The organism is Diplocloster hominis (assembly GCF_032380655.1).
Taxonomy (GTDB): Bacteria; Bacillota; Clostridia; order Lachnospirales; family Lachnospiraceae; genus Diplocloster; species Diplocloster hominis.
This window is the reverse complement of sequence record NZ_JAWDIY010000058.1, coordinates 1-20,946: the sequence shown is the minus strand read 5'-3', so window position 1 is coordinate 20,946 and position 20,946 is coordinate 1. Positions and strand designations below refer to the sequence as shown.

Below are 20,946 nucleotides of genomic sequence, written 5' to 3'. Positions count from 1 at the left end.
ACTGCTACTAATAGGTCGAGGGCTTGACCAGAATGGTCTGAAGGTTCAAGATAAGAGGCTTTGAAAAGAGCCGAACGGATGGTAATGATTTTTACAGTGTGTAGTTTTGAAGGTATATGACTGCGAGTGACTAGAGATAGTCACTTTTTTTGTGCGGATAGATACGTGATAGACATCATCCATTTTCCCTGATCAGCGGTAACGCATTCTACACTTCCCCCTCCCCATACTCCAAAGGAATCATCAGCGATACCTGAAAGATATGATCCTGAGGTTCAAAGGAAATCAAACCGTGATGACGCTCGACAATAGATTTCACCGAACGGATCCCAATCCCAATGCCCATTCCGTTTTGCTTTGAGGAATAGAAATTATCATATGAATACCGGATATCACCGTTATAACTGTTATCGAGAATAATTCCCAGCTTGCTGTCTGCTATCTGCCCCCGCAGATAGATAAAGCGTTTTCCTGTCTCCTGGCGGTTACAGGCTTCCACAGCGTTCTCCAGAAGATTACCCAACAGCACGCACAGTTCATCGGTGGGAAAGTTCAGGGTGGGCGGAAGCCGCAGCAGGGCATTGAAAGAGATGGAATTTTCTTTTGCCGTGGACGCATAGTAAGATACTACGGCGTCGGCAGCGGAGTTTGCGGAATAAGTTTGGACCTCGCTTAAGGATACGGCGGGTTCATAGGTATCCAGATATTTCCTGATTTCATCCAGCTGATTCTTCTTAGCCAGATTACGAAGCGTTCGCATATGATGTCTCAGATCATGGGATGCCTGGCGGGAGGCGGCGACCTGCCTGGATAACTGATGATAGTGTTCTGTCTGCAGGGCGATCTGGTATTTTAACTGCTGTTGTGACTGCTCAAAGGACAGGCAGAAATTATAAGCATGGGAGAGATCCTTCCACAATACTACCGCGAGACCGAATACCAGGATGGTTCCGCCGACCTCTACAAACCATCCGCCTATGATCGGTTCATACAGAGGCATCAGGCGGTCAGCCAGCAGGGAAACGGCAAAAATAAGGGTAATTACCAGAGTGCGGGGACAGTGCTTTGATCTTAAACTGGTAATGACAGCCAGGATCAGCAGGTACAGGGCGGTGCCGTATTTGAGAAATGAAGTCAGGTGGGAGAGCAGATTCCCCGCAGGGAAATGAAAACAGGTAATCATCAGTATGAGAACCAGGATCAGTATGGTTCCCGTCCCGCTTATAATACAGGACAGCAGGGCTGTCCTTTTTGAAACGGACAGGGTACTGTTTTGTAATAAGACAACCAAAAAGAGCATGGCATAAAAACATAAAATCTCCAGCGGATACCAGGGATTTACGTTTGTGGCCAGGATCGTATGCAGTAAGGAATGAGAGGTATAACCCATAAAGCAGATACACAGCAGCGCGAACAGCAGACCGCGGCGCCATTTTGAGCGGACACTCATATAGAATGAGAGCGCAGTTCCCAGAAACGCCAGGAGAAAAACAGCCAAATGAAGCATATTTTGAATGTAGTGCAGACCTAATACACTGTTAGTAAATCCGAAAACCGGAGGATAGGTAAGCCCGCTGTATATCCCGGACTGATCCGTGACTGTCAAAAGGAGTTGTACGATACCGCTGCCGTCGAAGGTTACGATACGGCTCCGGATCTCAGGATCATAGCTTGCTGGCTCCGGGTCCCCCATTTCCAACGCCAGCCGGTCATTGATATACAGGCGGTAGGAGGAATAGATCTCAGGGAGTTCCAGAGTATAGGACTGTGTCTGTGAAGGAAGGCTTAGAGTCATACGGTAAGTAGCGCTGCCGTGGAAAGGCAGAAACGGGTTACCGCCGTTTAAGCCGCTGTATTGTCCGATCGCAGCATATTGGCGGTAGGCATCAGGGGTTTTCTGGTGGAAATCATCAGGCGACAGGAGAATGCCGGGATAGAATTCCCACTGTTGTATCAGAAAACGTACCGGATGTTCCTGAAGATCCTGCTGGTCCAGCAGCAAAACGCCTGCTATGGGCTGCGAGGTCCGATACTGGTATTTATTATTAAATCGGTAAAGTAAGCCGAACAGGGCGAATGACACAGATATGATCACCAGGATCAGCAGACCTAAACGGATTTGGGGATTAAGTTTCTTCATGCTTGCTCCTTTTATATCTGTAGTAACAAAAGAGAACGGTAGAGAGAATAAACAGACCTAAGATCCCGGCGGCGGGTAACCACAGGTTCCGTGAACTTTTCTGTACGGCACGCTCTTTTTTTCCCTCTTCCAGGGAATAGGTACCGGGTACCTGGATCTCACCGCGGATGATACTGGAATCACTCAGGTATTCTGCGCTGGTGCGCGTATCCGTTTCCTGACAGTATAGATACAGCTGACCGATACCGGTTGGATCAGCTGGCTGATAAGGGAAACGGATCACCGTGTCCGGAATCTTTGTCACGGGTGTCCCGTCAATCTCGAGACAGATCTGGAAAGTAAGGTCATCCATTTTGTGAACGGTAATGCGGATCATGGAATCGTCATCCAGAGGCAGTTCTTTTAGAAAAGCTGCGGATAACTCCACGGATATTTTATTTTTTTCGATCAGGATATACCCGGAATTAATTTTCAATAATTCTTTGCAGCGCTTACCGGAGAGGACAGTCTGTGTATCTGTCACCTCTTCCGAAACCGGGGGAACAGGTGTATTCACCAATGGATTCGGATAATCCGGTTCCGGCAGATCTTCTTGCGCAGTGCCGGTTCCGGACACAGGCGGGGCTGTCTGTTCAGGGGTCCTGGGATTGGAAGTATTCTCCTCCGAAGTGGGGGTGGAGTTGGAATCTGAATCGGAGCCCGGATGTTGGGAAGGGGCCGGAAGCGGCGGCGTATCCTGCGGTTCCTGGGTAGGCTCTGGGGTAATGGAGGGAATATCCTGTTCCTGCGTGTCACCGCCGTCCCTGTCGCCGCCGCCGAAATTATCATCTTCCTGGGAGGCGGAAGAAAAATACAGGATATTCGAACAGCCTTCCAGCGGTCCGCCGATTACTTCCAACCGGAACCAGTAATCACGGAAGGGAATGCTGCTGAGAACGGCGTGATGGGAATCCATATAGACAGAAAAATCCCGGGAGGCATCCCGCCAGGTTTTTGCTCCGTCCGTGGAATAGCAAAGAATCATCTGATCCGCTCCTGTAAGCTCATTCAGAAAATCCAGATGGATCTCACCCTGGAACAGATAAGCGCCTTCCAAGAAGGGCTGGTCGGGGGCAACCACGTGGAGCATCATCGGAAATGCTGGAAGCTCCACTGGAAACCAGGCTTGTACTATAGGTGTACACATAACCGGATAGTCACCCGGAGCAGACATATCCGGACATTCTTCCCAGTCTACGGGGATGGAAAGATACAGTTGATCCGAGGGCTCCTCCTTGTTTATAAAACGGTAGTTTAAAGATTTGGGTAACATGGACGGAAGGGACGTACCCTGTGGATAACAGAGGCCGTTCTGTTCAAGACGGTCTGCCAGGACGGGATACCGTTCAATGACAAGGGAAGCAGCGGCCGCCGGAGTGACAAGGGAGGTGTCCAGGATCAGTTCGTTACCGCCATTTATGATGGAGGCTCCATCCGATTCCAGCCGGCTAAACTCCAAACGCAATGGTGCATTGGTGTGGATGCCCACCGCATCCGGCCCTTTGGCATAGATTACGCTTTGGACAATGCGGCAGGGATGTTGGGATTTGATCCTTACTGCGGACGCCGAAGGCCCCTCTGCGAGGATCGCTGCGCAGGATGCTGACCAGCTTCCGCTTTCGCTTACTTCGATCGCAGTGGAACTGTCCCCATATGCGGATACGGCTGCATGACTGAAGAAAGAAAGAGTGCCATCTGCCAGGAAGGCCGGTTTTGGGGCATCCATACTCTTGAAATGGACAGGCCCATCGATAGATAAGGAGGAACCTTCCGCGATATGAATGCTGTATGGGCCCATTTCAACCGTTCTGCCGAATGGGACTACTATATGTAATTTTTCATTTATTTCAATATCCCGTGTCAGGACAATATTTCCGGTGGTATCCTGGGACAACAGCCGGACCAGCTCTTCGGGGGAGGAACAGTCTGCCGCGGGCGCTGTGCTTTCTTCCGGTGAGGCCCCCGCTTGGCCGGCGGCATCTGCAGTCCGGGCCCCGGCTATGGCATGTACAGGAAATATATGGACAAATAAAAGACAAGCCGTCAGTATGGCGAAAAGATACCGTCCGCTACAGTTCATAGGGTCCCTCCTTCCGCAGGTTTTTGAGTGTATAGTTGAGATACATTTTTTTTGCCGCACTTATTCCGCGTTGGCGGATCGGGATACGGTCTTTATTTTTCATAAGGAAATAATCATCCAATATGCATTCCACATATTCCATATTAATTATGAGATTGCGGTTACAGCACAGAAACCGCTCATCCTCCATAAGGATGGCCGTTATGCTGCTGATGGAATCTTTGATCACTAAGTCCCTGTCTTTCAGGTGGATATGGGCATTGCGGGATACGCTGTATACGTACCAGATGTCCCGGAACAATAACTTATACTGTGTTTTTCCAAGATTGACAGAAAGATATCTGTTTTCTTCCAGGAGATCCTGGCAGCACCTGTTGAGCGCATTACATAGTCTTGCATAGGGAAGGGGTTTTGTCAGATAATAAGAAGCTTTTACATCATAGCTTTCCACAGCGTGGGTGTGGCTTGTCGTATAAAAAATCAGGCGGCAGCGGGCATCATCCTGATGAAGCTTACGGGCAATATCCATACCGTTCATTTTGCCCATATAAATATCCAGAAATACGAGCTGGTATTTGCCCGGATGAAACGATTCGAGGAAGGTTTCGCCCGAACAAAATTCCTCACATACGGCACCCACTTTGTGAGAAGCAAAATATCTGGAAAGCATTTGGATCAGGTCCCTGCGATCCGGCTCCTGATCGTCTATGATTGCGATCTGCATAGGTATCACCTTTGTCCGTCTGTATATTTACATCTATTTTAGCATAACTTTACATATATTTTACATGATTGCAGGGAAAAAATGAATGATTTTTGTGCATAAAAACCGTCGTTCGGTGCGGGACCGTTTATTAACCGGGGGCTGCATGGTACATTGTTGTCAGAAAGGATGTGAAAGAATGCTGATCGGAATATGCACACAAACGGAAGATGTATTCAGAGACGGATTGGATCTTTTTGCTGCCCGGTACCAATATAACCTGAATTGTGAATACTTTACATGGCGGGAAGATCTGTTGTATCGCATGAAGGGCCAACAGTTTGATGTTATTTTTGTGGGATTGAAGGGGGCTATCGGTATGGAGACGGTAATCGGAGTACGTGATATGGATACACAGGTCCCTTTGGTGTGGATTTCCAGTGAAAAAGAATTTATTTCCCAGAGCTACCGGCTGAATACGACCATGTTTCTGGTGTGGCCTGTTGAGCCGGAACAGGTTTGCGATGCGATGCTGCGCTGCATGGAGAGACATATACATGAATACAGTTAGAAGAGGGAGAAGGAGCACTGCCCATGCACGGATGACCGCTGCTGCGGTTTTCGGGCTGATCTGTTTGTGTACCATGAGCTTAGTCATATCAGCCCTGCAGAACAGAGAAGCCGCGCCGGACAGAGTATATGGAATGTTCGAGTGGTCCGAAGAGAGCATTGACAATCCGAATAAGACCGGGGATTTGATTCAGGCACTTTCCGTCACACGCTGGTATCAGGAGATACCGGAAAAACTGGACAGGGATAAGACGATTTCTTTTATGCGCTATATGAACCAACAGAATGTGGAAGTGTATGCCCTGACAGGTTCTGTGGAATGGGGATTTGAGGAGGACGGGGCGTCTGTTACCCGGCAGATGAAAACGGTGGCGGACTACAATGACAGTGTAGAGGAGGCGTACCGGTTCCGGGGAATCATGACAGATATCGAACCTTACGTCACAAGCCGGTTCCGGGAAGATCCTGCCTACTATATGGATATCTATGTGAAGGGGATGCGGGCCGCCTATGAATATGCCGCCTCCAGAGAGCTGCGGGTGATCCAGTGCATACCGAGGCATTATGATGACCAGGGGCTGACGGCTTATCTGGAACAGCTGATCGCCTATGCCTGTGATGAGGCGGCGGTGATGAACTATGGAATTGGGAATGAAGTGGAAATGATAAAAACAGAGGCGGAACTGTGTGAGAAGTATGATAAGGGTCTGCACTGTATTCTGGAATTCCAGGAGATCGGCGTACACGGACTGACGGAGAATGAAACCTACCGGCAGCGGGGAATCGAAGCGGCGTTAAAGACCTGGGACAGGGTGGAGGAGGCGTATCCGGATATCCCCATAGTCAGGGATTATCATTGGACGCTGCCGCTGTATGATATGACGCGGAACGCGGACGGTGGAAAGTGAGGGATGCCCATGGAGGTACAGAAAGTATTACGTCAGGAGAAAAAATATATGCTCAATACGGAACAGCGGATGTGGATGGAAACCAGGCTTAACAAGCTGCTGCGTCCGGACCCGCATAATGAGGGGATTGGTTATCTGGTGCGTTCCCTTTATTTTGATACCATGAGCAACCGGGATTTTAACGATAAGCTGGCGGGAATCGAACTGAGACGAAAGATGCGGATGCGCATATATCACCCGGAAGATGAATACGCGATGTTGGAAATCAAGCAGAAACAGGGCTCAAACCAGCTGAAGAGATCCATGCGGATCACGAGGGAGGAAGCCCTTAAGATGGAGCGGGGGGATTATACTGTGCTGCGGGCCTATGACGATGAATTCGCGGCGGAGTATTACAGCATCCTGACCATGAATCAGTACCGGCCTGTGGCTGTCGTGGAGTACCGCCGGAAAGCATACATACTGCCGGAGAATTCCATTCGGATCACATTTGACTCAGGACTCATGGCCTCTGAGGGAGGCAGGAGTATATTTGATGAGCAGCCGGGGCTGTATCCGGTGATTCAGCCGTGGAAATCCTTTTTGGAAATCAAATATAATCATTTTCTGCTGTCCTATCTAAAAGAGCTGTTGAGTATGTGCGATGACAGCGAGATGGCGGTCAGTAAATATTGTCTGTCCAGAAGGCAGTCCTTGCATAGAAGTGAAACGATATAAGAGGAGGTTGACTTAAATGAGTAATTATCTGATTAATCTGTTACAGCAGGTACAATCCCTGGATATGACAGGTATCGTAAGCCAGCTGATCGTTGCGGCTGTGATCGGGTTTGTGATCTATCTGTCCTACTACCTGTCGCATACGGGCACTGTGTACAGCCGGAAATTTAATGTAAGTCTGGTGGTTCTCACGATTCTTACCACGCTGGTCATGACCGCGATCGGTAATAACGTGGCATTGTCCCTGGGTATGGTCGGCGCGCTGTCCATCGTTCGTTTCCGTACCGCGGTAAAGGATTCGAGAGATACCATCTACATATTCTGGGCCGTTGTGGTGGGGCTGGCCTGCGGGGTCGGGGATTATATTACCGCGGGGGCCGGCAGCGCCATGGTCTTTCTGGTATTATTTGTCCTGGGCCGTATCAAAAATGAAAACCGCATGATCCTCATTGTGCGCGGAGCCAGGAGTACCGACAAGAGGATTATGTCGGTGATCACGGATTATTTTAAGCGCAGAGTGGATCTGCGGGTGAAGAACACGACGGAAGATACCGTGGAGCTGATCTACGAGATTCCCCGCAATGTGTACCGAAAGGCCAGCGCCGGGACCAGCAGTGTGGAGGATCTGCTGTATGAGATCGAACATATCCAGTACGTGAATATCGTGACACAAGACGATGACATCAGCAGCTGACGCGGGGGAGGGATACCATGAGTAAACGCAGGATGGCGTTTCTGCTGCTGGCATGCCTGACGGTGCTCATTACCGTCCTGTTCCAGGTCGAATGGAGCAGACTGGGATATCGGATTCATCAACATCAGTCGGCGCAGCAGCCGGACGTGTTAAACGGAATCGATACCTTAAGCTGCATCCACAGGGATGCGGCAGCGGCAGCAGACTCCTACGACCCGGAGGCAGTGGATCTTAATTCCCTGTCCACGCATCTGCCGCTGGTCATGATCGACACCAGCGAGGAGATCCCCGGTATGCCGTATTTAAACAGCAATAACCGTACCAGCTATACGGCAGCGTCCACAGGGGAAGAATATCTGACCGCTAATTGCAGAATCGTGGATCACCAGGATACATACAATACGCCGCAGGACGAACCGGATGTCTCTGCCTATATACAGATCCGGGTCCGGGGGAATACATCCCGGTGGTTTGATAAGCATTCTTTTGCGGTCAAAACGGTGGATGCGGGGGGAAATTATCTGGACATCCCCATTATGGGAATGGAGGAAAACCATGAGTGGGCGCTGCACGGCCCATTTCTGGATAAAACGCTGATGCGGAACTACCTGGCGATGAATATCTCCGGTTCCCTGATGGACTATGCGCCGGACGTGCGGTTCTGCGAGGTGATCGTGAACGGGGAATACCAGGGCGTATATGTGATGATGGAAACCGTCAGCCGCGGGAAAGGCAGAATCGATATCCAAAAACCCAATAAAGTCCGGAATGTAACGGGATATATCATCGGTCTGGAAAATGATGATAACGATAAGTTCTCGGCCATGGACAATTACAGCAAGTATACATCCATCCTCCGAAAGACTTCCTATTTTGATATTGTCTATCCGGGTGAAAGAAACCTGACCCCGGAGCTGAAGGATTTTATAGAACGGGATGTCAGTAAGTTTGAAAAAGCATTATATTCCTATGATTATGACTCTTACCGGTATGGGTTTCCGGCAAATGTGGATGTGGATGAGTTCGTGGACTACTTTATTTTAATGGAAGTGTTTTTACAGCGGGATATGGGAAACCTGTCCACTTATTTCTATAAGGACGTGAACGGGTTGTTTAAGCCCTGCGTCTGGGATTTTAACAATGATCTGGACAATGCCGCCCGGGGAAAACAGGATGATTTCTACATCCGTCAGTTCGTCTCGGTACAGGCGCCCTGGTTTCTGATGATGATCAAGGAAGAAACCTACATCGACCGCATTATCCGCCGCTACCGGGAACTGCGTACCACAACCCTGAGTGAGGATTATCTGGATACTTATATCGATGATACCATCGCTTATCTGGATACCGCCGTGGACCGGAACTACGCGGTCTGGGGCTACAGCTTCGACAGCGCGAACCTGGACTGGAGGAATAAGCTGGCTCCCGACGAGCGCAATCCCGGCTCTTATGAGGAGGCGGTTCAGCAGATGAAGGATACCCTGTTTGGGAGACTGGACTGGCTGGATGAGAACATCGAAGTATTACGGCAGTACAGCCATGAATCCGCAGTTAAGAAATTCAACCACTAGAATCAGGAGGGGGCCGGGCATATGAAAAAATTCTTAATTATCTGTTCCGTTCTGATTGTAATCGGGGCCGGCTGGATTCTGTTGTCCCCGAAAATCGGGTTGTTTATCGGAATCCGGCCGGATCAGCCGGTGCATACCTTTACTACGGTAGAAGGGAAGACGATCCTGGCCGATACGGGAAACGGGATGGAACCATTTGAAATACGGGGAATCAATATGGGTGTCGGAATCCCGGGACATTTCGCGACGGATTACGCCATCGATCAGGAGACCTACCTGCGCTGGTTTTCCATGATTCAGGAAATGGGGGCGAACTGCGTCCGGGTATATACCATCCAATCGGACGATTTCTATAATGCCGTATGGGAATACAATCATGAGAATGAGAATCCGCTCTATATCCTGCATGGATTATGGGTCAACGATTACGTACAGTTTTCACACAGGGATGCGTACGATGCGGATTTTCTGGATGCCATGCTGAACGATTCCAGAACCCTGGTGGATATCATCCATGGGAACAAGATATTTTCCCTGGGGGAGGATCTGGGCAGCGGTACCTATCATAAAGATATCTCCCCCTGGGTCCTGGGATATATTCTGGGCGTGGAATGGGAGGATACGACGGTCGCCTACACGAATCATATGGAGGACACGAAAAACCGGTACCAGGGGAAATATATGTATACGACGGATGACGCTTCCCCTTTCGAGGCCATGCTGGCCCAGGTGGGTGACCGGATTATCGAATACGAAACCGTGCGGTATAATGACCAGCGGCTGATCGCTTTCAGCAACTGGCCGACCACGGACCCGTTTGACTGGCATGAGCTGGTGGATTTTTATTTCCGTAAATTCGCAAAGGTGGATGTGGAACATATAAAGACAACGGACGCATTCCTGTCCGGTCACTTCGCATCCTATCATGTCTACCCGTATTTCCCGGATTACCTGGGCTTCCTGGATATCATGGACGTGGATGTGGAGGATAAGGAACGTTTTATAGATGAAAACGGCGTATTCAATTCTTACCGGGCCTATGTCACCATGCTGAACGAATACCACACGGTTCCCGTGGTGATCGCCGAGTACGGAGTTCCTTCCGCCAGAGGGCGTGCCCAGAGTGACAGAAATACAGGGCGGGCACAGGGCGGCATGTCGGAGGCGGATCAGGCCCGGGCGCTGGTGACCTGTTACCAGGATATTATGGCGGCGGGGTGCGCGGGGTCCATCGCTTTTACCTGGCAGGATGAATGGTTTAAACGGACCTGGAATACCATGGCGTATACGGATCTGACCAAAACCCCGTTCTGGAGTGATTATCAGACCAATGAGCAGTATTTCGGGGTTCTGTCCTTTGATCCCGGAAAAGAGGAAAGCGTGTGCTATGTGGACGGTGATGTATCTGAGTGGACAGATCAGGATCTGGTAATGGAGCGGGAGGGGATGAGCCTCTGGTCCAAATACGATGAAAAGTATCTCTATTTCCGAATACGGAAAGAGCAGTATGATCCGGAAAAGGATGTGCTGTATGTACCCATCGACACTACCCCAAAGAGCGGAAGTACCAGCTGCCGCGGGCTGGAAGGCAGCTTTGAACGTCCGGCGGATTTTCTCATGATCCTGGACGGAAGGGGCAACAGCCGTGTACTGGTCCAGAAAAGGTATGAGGCTCTGCGGGCGATCTACTCCCACCGGGTCTATCTGGAGGACGCCTATCTGAATGAGCCGGAGAGGGATACGGACGAATTCGTCGATATCCGGCTGATGCTGCAGGTTCCGCTGGACCCTCATGAGGAGCTGGATACCACCGGTTATGATATCGGCGAGACATTCGACACAGGGACACTCACTTATGGAAATGGAAATCCAAAGAGCGAGGATTTTAATTCTTTAGCAGACTTTATCATCCGGGGCGACGAGATTGAGGTCAGGCTTCCATGGCTGCTGCTTAACTTCTGTAATCCATCTGAAATGATGATTCATGATGATTATTATGAGAATTACGGGATTGAAGGGATTGAGATCGAAGAGTTTTATACAGGTATCGGGGTTCTGGGTGAAGCCTCGGATGTGATCCCCATGCAGCCGGTACCGCTGGAAGGCTGGGGAAAAGACATCACATATCATGAGCGGTTAAAAGAGGGCTATTACGCCCTGCAGAAGCTCTGGACCGGAACTGGTGAATAGAGCGTATTAGGGCAGAAGGGGCTGATAACATGGTACTTCGGGTAAATATCCTCATATATATGTATATGGCCTTATGTGTATGCATGCTGGCTTTTAACGCTGCCTATGCGGGGCGCAGAAAATGGGCGGATCTGCACAGGCCGCATAAGATTAGAAAATGGAAGGAACGGATCGGGAATCTGATCGAATCCGGACAGCCGATGAATCAGAAAGAGGACCGGGAGCTGATGAAAAAATTGGCCAGACCCACGCAGCTGTCTCTGTTCTACAAAGCGGAGCAGGAGCTTGAGCGGGAAGGGAAACAGCAGCAGTTTCTGAATTGGGCCGGGGCCAACCGCCGGATTTTCACAGGGACCTGTGAAAAGTACAGTAAGAAAAGCGTGATGGACAAAGCGTTTTACGCACACCTGATCGGACAATACCGGCTGTGCGGGGCGACGCAGCGGGATCCTTTTGTGAAATTCATGCTGCAGCTTGTGATGGAACACTCGATCTACTGCAGGGAAAACGCATTGCAGGCATTGTATGCCGGCGCATCCGCATCCATTGTGGTCCGGGCGTATCAATTGATGGCCCGCCAGGAGATCGAGCACAGCGCTAAGCTTATAACGGATGGGTTGTTGGCTTTTTCCGGTGACCGTCTGGAACTGGCTGACCAGTTATGGGCTCACTGGAATGAATTTCCCCCGTATTACCAGACCGCCTTTATTAATTTTATAAGGTTAGTGACGGATAGATTCTGCGCCCGCTTTCTTCCGCTGCTGAATGAAGAGACAGACCGGGAAGTACAGTTTGCCATTATCCGGTATTTCCGGCGTTATCACTATGAAGAGGCCGGGCCGGTACTGTGCCGCATGGTCCTGGAATGGAATATCGATGACTGGGAATTCGCGGCGCTGGCAGCGGCGTCCCTGGAGAATTACCCGGGAGAGGACAGCATACGGGCGTTGATACAGGGAATGTACAGCAGCAACTGGTACATTCGGGATAATGCTTCCGATTCTCTGGTCAGGATCGGAAAGGACAGCGCGCTGCTGCAGGAGGTCCTGCAGGGAAGTGACCGGTATGCAAAAGATATGCTCCGGTATAAGCTGGATCAGGAGAAAGCCGCGTCCGCGCAGACGGAACCGGCGGCAGAGGCGGCAGCGGCCCTGGAACAGGAGGCGATGACAGATGATGGACGCGGTTAAGATATTTTTATTTGGTGTGGATGTGTTTTTTATCCTGTACCTGATCGGATACAGCAGTTTCCTGTTATTGTCCGTGCTCTGGGGGTCTACCAGGCTATACCAGAAGCGCAGGGATGAGGAGCTGGAGCTGGATCTGCATCAGGAGTATTACCTGCCCATCAGTATAATCGTACCGGCCCACAACGAGGAGATGACTATCATCGATACGGTGCTGACCCTGCTGGAGCAGGAATATAAATTATACGAGATCATCATTGTGGACGACGGTTCCACCGACCGGACGGGTGAGTACCTGATCGAGCATTTTCAGATGCATCAGATCAGCCGGCCGATCCGGAAAACCATTCCCTGTAAGGCCGAGAAGGACATCTATGAGGCGAAAGTTGGAAATGTCCCAATCACTCTGGTACTAAAGGAGAACGGCGGGAAGGCGGATACCCTGAACATGGGGATCAATATCTCACGGTATCCGTATTTTATCTGTATGGACGCCGATTCCATGCTGCAAAAAGATTCCCTTCATGAGATAGCGAAGCCGGTTCTGGAGGATAACCGGGTAATCGCCTGCGGCGGGCAGGTCCGCATATCCAACGGAGTGAAACTGGTGAACGGAGAGGTAACTGATTACAGCCTGCCAAAGAAAATCATTGTGGCCATGCAGGTCCTGGAATATAACCGTTCCTTTCTGGCGTCGAGAATCTTTATGGACAGTTTTAACGGTAATCTGATAATCTCAGGGGCGTTTGGACTGTTTCAGAAGGAAATGGTCCTGCTGGTGGGCGGGTATGACGATACGACCATGGGGGAGGATATGGAGCTGGTGGTAAAGCTGCATGCGTTCTGCAGGGCCAACCATATTGACTATCGAATCCGCTACGCACCGGACGCGATCTGCTGGAGCCAGGTCCCCGGCAGCCTGATCGACCTGGTACGGCAGCGGCGCCGCTGGCATATCGGGTTATTTGAAAGCCTTATGAAATATCACAATGTGATTGGAAAGCAGGAATACGGGCTGATGGGAACCATCTCATTTCTGTATTTCTGGATTTATGAGCTGTTATCCCCCTATATTGAGCTGTTTGGTTTGCTGACGATTATCCTGTCTTTCTTTGTAAACCTGATCAACGTGCCTTTTATGATCCTGTTTTTCGGAGTCTACGCTTTGTTTGGCTGCATCCTTACGCTGATCGCGTTTTTCAGCCGGATTCATACCCAGCAGCTGTACATCTCTTTTTGGGATGGCCTGCGGGCGATTCTTCTGAGCGGATTCGAGCTGGTGGGCATGCGGTTTATCCTGATGCTGGTACGAATGAACGCGCTGCTGGGATACCGCAAAAACCGCAGCGTCTGGGGAGAAAAAGAACGTTTTCGTCACAACCGTGAATAATCAGATAGGAAGAAAGAACAGAGGTGATCACTGATGGGCAGAAAAAAAGTATGGGAATGGATCAAATATGGAGCGGCGTTTGCCGCCGCAGTACTGCTGCTTTTTTTCGTATTTTCCATGGCGCTGCATCAGAAGGGGCAGTATGGCAACGGTTCGAAATCAGAACTGGCCCAGGCTGAAACGTATACAGACAAAAACCTGATCGTGTCGGGAGAGACCAGATGGAGATACCAGGACATGGCTTTGGACGCGGGTGAGTATCAGAACTGGGCGATGCCGGATTATGATGATTCGGGTTGGAAAGAAGCAGCCGGGAGTTTTGGGGCGTATCAGGGACAAAAAGCAGAGATAGAAGAAGGAAAATATGCCGAGAACCTGCTGGCGCAGTATACGGATGAGACCCGGACGGTGACCAGGCCAGTCTGTCTGTTTCGGACAGAGATCGACATCCGGTCGAAGGACACCATCAAAGCGCTGGAGGGGGAGCTCCTGTTTGACGACGCGGTATTGATCTATCTGAACGGGGAGCTCCTCTGGGCGGGGAACACACCGGGAGGGGGATATGCGGACCTTATGTCCTACGGCGCAGCGGAAACAGTGAACTCCGCCAGGAAGGAAACCTTCGCTATCAGTGAGCTTCCCATGTTAAAAGAGGGCAGGAATACGGTAGCTGTGGAGCTGCACCAGGCCAATGCCAACAGCTCCGATATCGTCTTTGATTTTTCGTCGCTGCGGATCTCCTATCAGACACCTGAGCGGAAAGAACCGGACACCTCAGGCCTGCTTCTGGAAGTGGGTGATACGGCACAGCAGATCTTTGTAAACTGGCTGGCAAAGGAAAAGGGAGTATATGAGGTCCGGTACGCCCCCAAAACAGCCGGGGCGTTCCCGGAGTCCTATGACACTGTGCTGATGGAAAGGGTATATGCCGGGGTGGCCTCCACCTATTGCTATAAGGCTGAAATAAACCTGCCTTTGCCGGGAACCGAATACATCTACCGGATCAAACAGCTGGGGAATCCGAATTATTCAGACAGCTATTCCGTTTCTTCCCAAAGTCCCGGGGAAGCGTTCTCTTTCCTGTTCGCGGGCGATCCGCAGATCGGAGCCGGTGAGATCAGCCAGGATACCAAAGGATGGGAACAGACGCTGAAGGCAGGCCTTGAGCTGGCGCCGGATGCGGCATTCCTGGTGTCGGCGGGAGACCAGGTGGACAGTTCAAAGAAGGATATGGCGGTCAAAGAATACTATGGCTTCCGCCAGCCCCAGATCTTAAAGGAACTTCCAGTGGCTGTAAATCCCGGGAACCATGAGGCAGGAACCCTGCTGTACGACCAGCAGTTTACCAAGACGGGGGATGAGCTTCATGATTATGCTTATACCTATAAAAATGTGCTGTTCCTGGCCATTGATTCGAATAACAAGGATTATGCGCAGCATGAGGCCTTTATCCGGGAGGCGGCAGAAAGCTCGGAAGCGGACTGGATCATTGCCACCATGCATTATTCCCTCTATAGCGCCGGCTCCCACGCCGGGGATGGGACGATCCTGGCCATGCGGGAAGCCCTGGCGCCGGTTTTTTCCAGGTATCATGTGGATCTCGTACTGGCCGGCCATGATCATCTGTACACGAGATCCTATCTGATGGAGGGGACCAAAGTAACCGGAAACGAGGAGGGCCCGGTCAAAACAGGGCAGACCCTGTATCTGACAGCTGCCTCCTCTTCCGGCAGCAAGTATTATGGAAAATATGAGACAGACCTGCCCTACGCCGCTTACATCCAGACGGAAGAAGAACCCCTGATTACCGTGGTGGATGTAAACGGGTTGACGCTCGGGATACGGACCTTCAGCACCGGCGGACAGATGATCGATACGTGTACTCTTACGAAATAAGGATTGCGTGGCAGGAACCGGTTATTGTTTTTGCCGGACAGGTATCCAGATCTCGCTGTAGAAGTGTTCATCCTTTTCACCCAGCGGATAATCGGCGGGATCGCTATACATTTCAATATTATAACCCGCCGCGATCTCATACTCCCTGCAATTGGGCAGCCATTCCGAGAAGATCTGTTCATGAACCGCCGGCAGGGACTGGGAACCCGTACCAACACAGGCAAAGACAGCCCAGGTGTGTGCGGGGATAACCCTGGTGGTAAAATCGCCCGCAATGTCCGCGGCCGGGTCGTAATTATCGGCGATCAGGTATTCGAACTCATTGCCGTCCATATTTTCATCAATGGAGATACCGTACACGCTGCGGACCATTTCGTTCTTCCCGGATGTATAATAATCCGACCAGAACTGCGGGACCGCGGCGGCTGCCTCCTCATATTTGAATACCTTTGACACGCCGGTTACCGTAAACGCATCTTTTTTAACAATTTTGTAATCCATCGTATTACCTCCTTCGAATGTAAGCTTGATTTTCAGCGGAGCGAACGATTTGATCATAGCTTCGCCTTTTCGCACAGAAGCAGGTGTGGAACCATGAAAACGGGTAAATGCTTTGGTAAAGCTATCGGGAGAATCATAGCCGTATTTGAGCGCAAGATCAATAATTTTACTGTCCGTGGAAACAAGCTCGCTGCCGGCTAAGGTGAGCCTGCGTTTTTTAATATATTCCCCGACGGTAAAACCGCACAGCATGGCAAATCCTTTTTGAAAATAAAAGGGTGATATCATTGCCTGTTTTGCGATATCCCCGATGGTGATCTTCTCGGTGATATTAGCCTCGATATATCGGATCGCTTCACTGATACATTCGGTCCAGTTCATGTGCAACACCTCCTGACTGTAGTTCTAGCTTACGGGATTCGAAGGGGAAATTCCCGATTTTCCGTGTTATATTTTGTCTGTCCGGGTTCTTTTTCCTGACTGGGAGATTTAGTCTGATTATACCGCATACGGGTAGATGGTAACAGGCTGTAACACAGTATATTTCTGGAAATTATCTGTCTTATCTGGGAAATAATTTATAACTGGGAAATAACTGGAAAATTTCTTATTTTAATACTTGCATTGAAGCTCATAATATGATAAGATAAACTCCGGTTGACGCTTTGAGGCAGATTCAGCCGGACAAGGCTCCATGGTCAAGCGGTTAAGACACCGCCCTTTCACGGCGGTAACAGGGGTTCAAATCCCCTTGGAGTCATCAGATAAGTTGGACATCCCGAACCATATCAAAATGGTTCGGGATTTTTTTTCTTCATAGGGGAAGGGACTGGCACCTTTCGGCAGTAAAGGGAAGCTTTCAGACAACTGCGTGGAGAAAGGGGCCTGTCCCTGGAGGCTGGTCTGTTCAAGGGAAAAAAGGTTTGCTTCCCCGCGGTGGGATCATTTCAGGCTGAAATCCGGGGACAGGCCCCTTTCTCCACGCAGTTGTCTGAAAGCTTCCCTTTACTGCCGAAAGATGCCAGTCCCCTCCCATATTTGGCAATTGACAAAAAAGGTAACTGGTTATATAATTATATAACCAGTTACCTTTTTGGATGGGAGGATTTCGTGATGACTGATTCTATGACACAAATAAAATACATATTTGGCAGCGTTTTTGCGCTGGCTAACCGCCTGCAGAAGCTCGGGGACAGAGTGGACGATTACATGACCATGAAACAATGGATGTTGATAGCTGTAATTTCTCAAAGCGCGGGGCAAAAGCTGACGATCGGGGAAGCGGCAGCTATGATTGGCACCTCACATCAGAATATAAAGAAAATGGCGCTCTTGCTGAATCGGCAAGGTTTTCTGGACATGGCAAAGCATCCTGCTGACGGAAGAGCCACGGTGCTATCCCTGACAGAGTACTGTGTCAATTACTTTGCGATCCGCGCGGGTACAGAGGATGCTTTTCTGGGGGATGTTTTTCGAGGATTTGACGGGGATACGCTTTCCGGTCTATACAACGGACTGCGTCTGCTGGAGAAGAACATCGAGACAATGGAAAAGCGCAGCAGCGGGCAGATAAGTGAAGAAGAAGGAGAAGTGAAATAAATGGTATGGATCACAATAGGATTTCTCGCGCTTGTAATTATCGCTATGTATCTGGCGGTGCCCGGAGGCAGACTCTGGAAGCAATATCTGGCCGAAGTCAGATGCACCATGGACGCGTTACCGGAGGATTCCGGTGAGCGGTTTACCCTGGAACGCATGTCCGGTCTGCCTGACCTGCTGAAAAAGTATATAATCAACAGCGGCTATATTGGAAACCACATGATGGATCACATGATGATTCGTTTCCATAAAGCAAGGTTTGGCATATCCCGCGGAAAAAAGCCGATTCTTGTTCAGTTTATGCAGGTCAATTTTGCAAAGCGGCCGGACCGCCATGCCTTCTTGTCAGGACGGATCGCTGGGCTCCCCCTTCAGGCCAAGGACAGCGTATTGGATGGGGCAGGCTCAATGACAGGAATGCTTGCCAAACAGTTCCAGCTATTCCGCTCTGCCGGGGCTAAGATGGACCAAAGCCAGCTGATCACCGCTTTAGCGGATGCAGTCTATATGCCGTCCTTATTTTTACAGGAGTATGTGTCCTGGCGCACCGTCGATGACCGGACGATAGAAGGCACGATTCGTTGGAAGTCTGTCACCGGAAAGGGCCGGTTTACGTTTGACCCAAACGGGGATATCATACGATTTGAAACCAATGACAGATATATGGATGAGAACGGAAAAGGCAGCACCCTGACCCCATGGTATGTGGACTATTCCGACTACAAAAGCCAGAACGGTTATATCCAGCCGGGGGCCGTTAAAGCCAGCTGGGTGCTGCCTGACGGCGATTACACTTATTTTGAAAGTGGCCATATTGAAATTAGTTACAGGATAAAGGAAGATGATCTGACAATAAAATGATTCGCCTGCTCCTCATAAAGTATCAATCCTGTTATGCCGGATGCACCAGCTCTTCCAGAAGCTTCGGCAGCAGTTCCCCGATCTTCTCATCCGGGAACTGGCAGGTGCCGACCATCTTATGTCCGCCGCCGCCGTACTTGAGCATAAGGCTTCCCACATCGATATTCGAGGTACGGTTTAAGATACTGTAGCCGACCGCCACAGAACACCCCTTACCGCCTTTGCCGTCCACGATCCAGGCGGAGATATTCTGCTCCGGATACAGGCTGTAGATCAAAAAACGGTTGCCGGTATAGATGGGTTCCACACCGCGAAGATCCGTAATGATCACATCGCCATCTGTGCGGGTATAGTTCCGGATCATGTCGGTAAATTTCTCCGTCTGTTCAAAATAGACCTCTATTCTCTCTTTTACATCCGGCAAGTCCAAAATCTCTGTTGTGGACATGGTGCGGCAGGCGTCAATCAACTTCTCCATCAGCTGATAATTGGAAATGGTAAAATTCCGCCACCGGCCGAGACCGGTCCGGGGATCCATCAGGAATCCAATCAGGATCCAGCCCGTTGGATTCTGGATTTCGTCGATAGTCAGATGACCGGAGTCCACTTTATCCACCGCATCCATCATCTCGTCAAAATGGGAGAAACGTTTCTGCCCTCCGTAATAATCATAGATAATCCTGGCACAAGAGGGTGTCAAGCGGCTCTCCCCCTTATATTTCCCAGCCAGCTGATTCCTCTCCATTTCACTGGAATGGTGATCGAACCAGAGCCCGCAGCCCTCCACATAGGGCACATTGGCCAGGCAGTCATCTTCATTGATTTCTACAAGTCCATCCTGCAAATCCTTAGGATGGGCGAACTTCCAGTGATCAATAATTCCGGCCTCCTTCAACAGAGCGCCGCATACGAGTCCGTCAAAATCGGACCGTGTAACTAATCTCATACCTTTCAACCCCTTTACTTATTCGAATGTCTTTCCTGTCAAGCGTATGGTACAGGTATCTCTATTATAGTTGATTCAATCGGAGAAGGCAACTGTTCTGCGGGGAAATAAAGGGGGGCCGGGAGTGTATGGAGTCGTGCCGGTTCTTCCTACGGGCTGGGGATATCCCTCCCCGTCTGACGGCACTGACCGGGCCGGAATCCTGGACGGCTCCGGGCGCGGGAATCCGTTTGTGTCACCCTGGACGAGCGGAGGGCTTGCGCTGGCAGCAGCTAGGTGAGAAAGAAGCGCCGGATTCAGGAACCGGGTCGATTCACCAGGAACACATGATGTGTTCCCGGTTCAGCGGCCCTTGCGGGTCGGCCGTGAAGGCCGCCCCGCATCCTGAATCCGGCGCTTCTTTCTCACCAAGCTGCTGCTCAGCCGCCCTATGCCCGTCCAGGGTGACACAAACGGATTCCCGAGCCCGGAGCCGTCCAGGATTCCGGCCCGTTCAGCACCGTCAGACGGGGAGGGATATCCCCAGCCCGTAGGAAGAACCGGTACGACTCCATCACTCCCTACACTAATTCAGGCATAGGAGGAAATGGCTGATCGTTTACATTCAAATCCGTCGTACTAATCTATGTACACTTGTACTGAACAAACAGTACCATAAGACCATCGTTTTTGCTTTGTATCTTCTGCGCACAAATTAGTGTAGGGGATGAGGAATCCGGGGGGTGGGGCTCCTGTCCGGCACAGCGGTGTTTGGCTCCGTTCCGTCACATAAGGCGCCCGTGTGAAATCTTAATGAAATCGGTCCGGCAGGTTTGCGGCGAAAGACTGCGTTCCGTGCAGTCTTTCGGTGGCTGCTGAGCCGCGAATGCATCCGGCATTCGGGGCGAATCAGCCACGGACCGCAAACCTGCCGGACCGATTTCATTTAGATTTCACCGGGTAACAGCCTTAAGT

Annotated in this window: 17 protein-coding genes and 1 tRNA gene; 13 read left to right on the top strand and 5 right to left on the bottom strand. The window is 50.5% G+C overall.

Annotated elements, in window-relative coordinates; translation table 11 throughout:
• Nucleotides 1-208: 208 nt before the first annotated feature.
• From ABC831_RS25425 to ABC831_RS25415, 3 genes are read right to left on the bottom strand one after another with little or no spacing between them, the layout of a single operon-like run.
• Nucleotides 209-2,140, bottom strand: coding sequence for an ATP-binding protein (locus ABC831_RS25425; RefSeq protein WP_343250879.1), 1,932 nt, complete (start codon nt 2,138-2,140; stop codon nt 209-211).
• Nucleotides 2,127-4,259 carry a hypothetical protein gene (locus ABC831_RS25420; RefSeq protein WP_343250878.1) on the bottom strand — a complete coding sequence of 711 codons (2,133 nt, stop codon included), beginning with the start codon at nt 4,257-4,259 and terminating at the stop codon, nt 2,127-2,129. The genes ABC831_RS25425 and ABC831_RS25420 overlap by 14 nt, the downstream gene beginning before the upstream one ends.
• Nucleotides 4,249-4,983 carry a LytR/AlgR family response regulator transcription factor gene (locus ABC831_RS25415; RefSeq protein ID WP_343250877.1) on the bottom strand — a complete coding sequence of 245 codons (735 nt, stop codon included), beginning with the start codon at nt 4,981-4,983 and terminating at the stop codon, nt 4,249-4,251. The genes ABC831_RS25420 and ABC831_RS25415 overlap by 11 nt, the downstream gene beginning before the upstream one ends.
• A 178-nt stretch (nt 4,984-5,161) precedes the next feature.
• Between ABC831_RS25415 and ABC831_RS25410 the strand changes: the two genes are divergently transcribed.
• The 9 genes from ABC831_RS25410 to ABC831_RS25370 are packed head-to-tail and all read left to right on the top strand — an operon-like array spanning nt 5,162 to nt 16,085.
• A complete protein-coding gene (locus ABC831_RS25410) occupies nt 5,162-5,533 on the top strand; it encodes a hypothetical protein (RefSeq protein WP_343250876.1) in 372 nt (123 codons plus the stop codon).
• Entirely contained in the window at nt 5,520-6,440 is a 921-nt protein-coding gene (locus ABC831_RS25405; protein ID WP_343250875.1) for a hypothetical protein, read from the top strand. Before ABC831_RS25410 ends, ABC831_RS25405 begins: the two co-directional genes overlap by 14 nt.
• Nucleotides 6,441-6,449: 9 nt before the next feature.
• Nucleotides 6,450-7,157, top strand: coding sequence for a polyphosphate polymerase domain-containing protein (locus tag ABC831_RS25400; RefSeq protein WP_343250874.1), 708 nt, complete (start codon nt 6,450-6,452; stop codon nt 7,155-7,157).
• Between the two features lie 16 nt (nt 7,158-7,173).
• Nucleotides 7,174-7,851: a DUF4956 domain-containing protein gene (locus tag ABC831_RS25395; RefSeq protein WP_343250873.1), complete on the top strand. Its 678-nt coding sequence runs from the start codon at nt 7,174-7,176 to the stop codon at nt 7,849-7,851.
• Nucleotides 7,852-7,868: 17 nt separating this feature from the next.
• Nucleotides 7,869-9,422 (top strand): CotH kinase family protein, encoded by a 1,554-nt coding sequence (locus ABC831_RS25390; protein ID WP_343250872.1) that lies wholly within the window; start codon nt 7,869-7,871, stop codon nt 9,420-9,422.
• A 21-nt stretch (nt 9,423-9,443) separates the two neighbouring features.
• Nucleotides 9,444-11,612 (top strand): hypothetical protein, encoded by a 2,169-nt coding sequence (locus ABC831_RS25385; RefSeq protein WP_343250871.1) that lies wholly within the window; start codon nt 9,444-9,446, stop codon nt 11,610-11,612.
• Nucleotides 11,613-11,641: 29 nt separating this feature from the next.
• Complete coding sequence (locus tag ABC831_RS25380; RefSeq protein ID WP_343250870.1) at nt 11,642-12,802, top strand: HEAT repeat domain-containing protein; 1,161 nt, start codon at nt 11,642-11,644, stop codon at nt 12,800-12,802.
• A complete protein-coding gene (locus tag ABC831_RS25375; RefSeq protein WP_343250869.1) occupies nt 12,786-14,189 on the top strand; it encodes a glycosyltransferase family 2 protein in 1,404 nt (467 codons plus the stop codon). Before ABC831_RS25380 ends, ABC831_RS25375 begins: the two co-directional genes overlap by 17 nt.
• Before the next feature lie 33 nt (nt 14,190-14,222).
• Nucleotides 14,223-16,085 (top strand): metallophosphoesterase family protein, encoded by a 1,863-nt coding sequence (locus ABC831_RS25370; RefSeq protein ID WP_343250868.1) that lies wholly within the window; start codon nt 14,223-14,225, stop codon nt 16,083-16,085.
• Between the two features lie 21 nt (nt 16,086-16,106).
• Here the strand turns inward: ABC831_RS25370 and ABC831_RS25365 are convergent, their stop codons facing one another.
• Complete coding sequence (locus ABC831_RS25365; RefSeq protein ID WP_343250867.1) at nt 16,107-16,967, bottom strand: AraC family transcriptional regulator; 861 nt, start codon at nt 16,965-16,967, stop codon at nt 16,107-16,109.
• Nucleotides 16,968-17,274: 307 nt separating this feature from the next.
• Here ABC831_RS25365 and ABC831_RS25360 point away from each other — a divergent pair.
• The 3 genes from ABC831_RS25360 to ABC831_RS25350 all read left to right on the top strand — a co-directional run bounded on the left by ABC831_RS25360 (nt 17,275) and on the right by ABC831_RS25350 (nt 19,046).
• Nucleotides 17,275-17,346, top strand: a tRNA-Glu gene (locus ABC831_RS25360).
• A 353-nt stretch (nt 17,347-17,699) separates the two neighbouring features.
• Nucleotides 17,700-18,185, top strand: a complete 486-nt coding sequence (locus ABC831_RS25355) for a MarR family winged helix-turn-helix transcriptional regulator (protein ID WP_343250866.1) — start codon at nt 17,700-17,702, stop codon at nt 18,183-18,185.
• Nucleotides 18,186-19,046: a DUF6544 family protein gene (locus tag ABC831_RS25350; RefSeq protein WP_343250865.1), complete on the top strand. Its 861-nt coding sequence runs from the start codon at nt 18,186-18,188 to the stop codon at nt 19,044-19,046.
• Between the two features lie 31 nt (nt 19,047-19,077).
• On the opposite strand, the gene ABC831_RS25345 is transcribed toward ABC831_RS25350, so the two are convergent.
• A complete protein-coding gene (locus tag ABC831_RS25345) occupies nt 19,078-19,992 on the bottom strand; it encodes an exopolyphosphatase (RefSeq protein ID WP_343250864.1) in 915 nt (304 codons plus the stop codon).
• A gap of 124 nt (nt 19,993-20,116) precedes the next feature.
• Between ABC831_RS25345 and ABC831_RS25340 the strand changes: the two genes are divergently transcribed.
• Nucleotides 20,117-20,272: a hypothetical protein gene (locus tag ABC831_RS25340; RefSeq protein ID WP_343250863.1), complete on the top strand. Its 156-nt coding sequence runs from the start codon at nt 20,117-20,119 to the stop codon at nt 20,270-20,272.
• Nucleotides 20,273-20,946 lie beyond the last annotated feature (674 nt).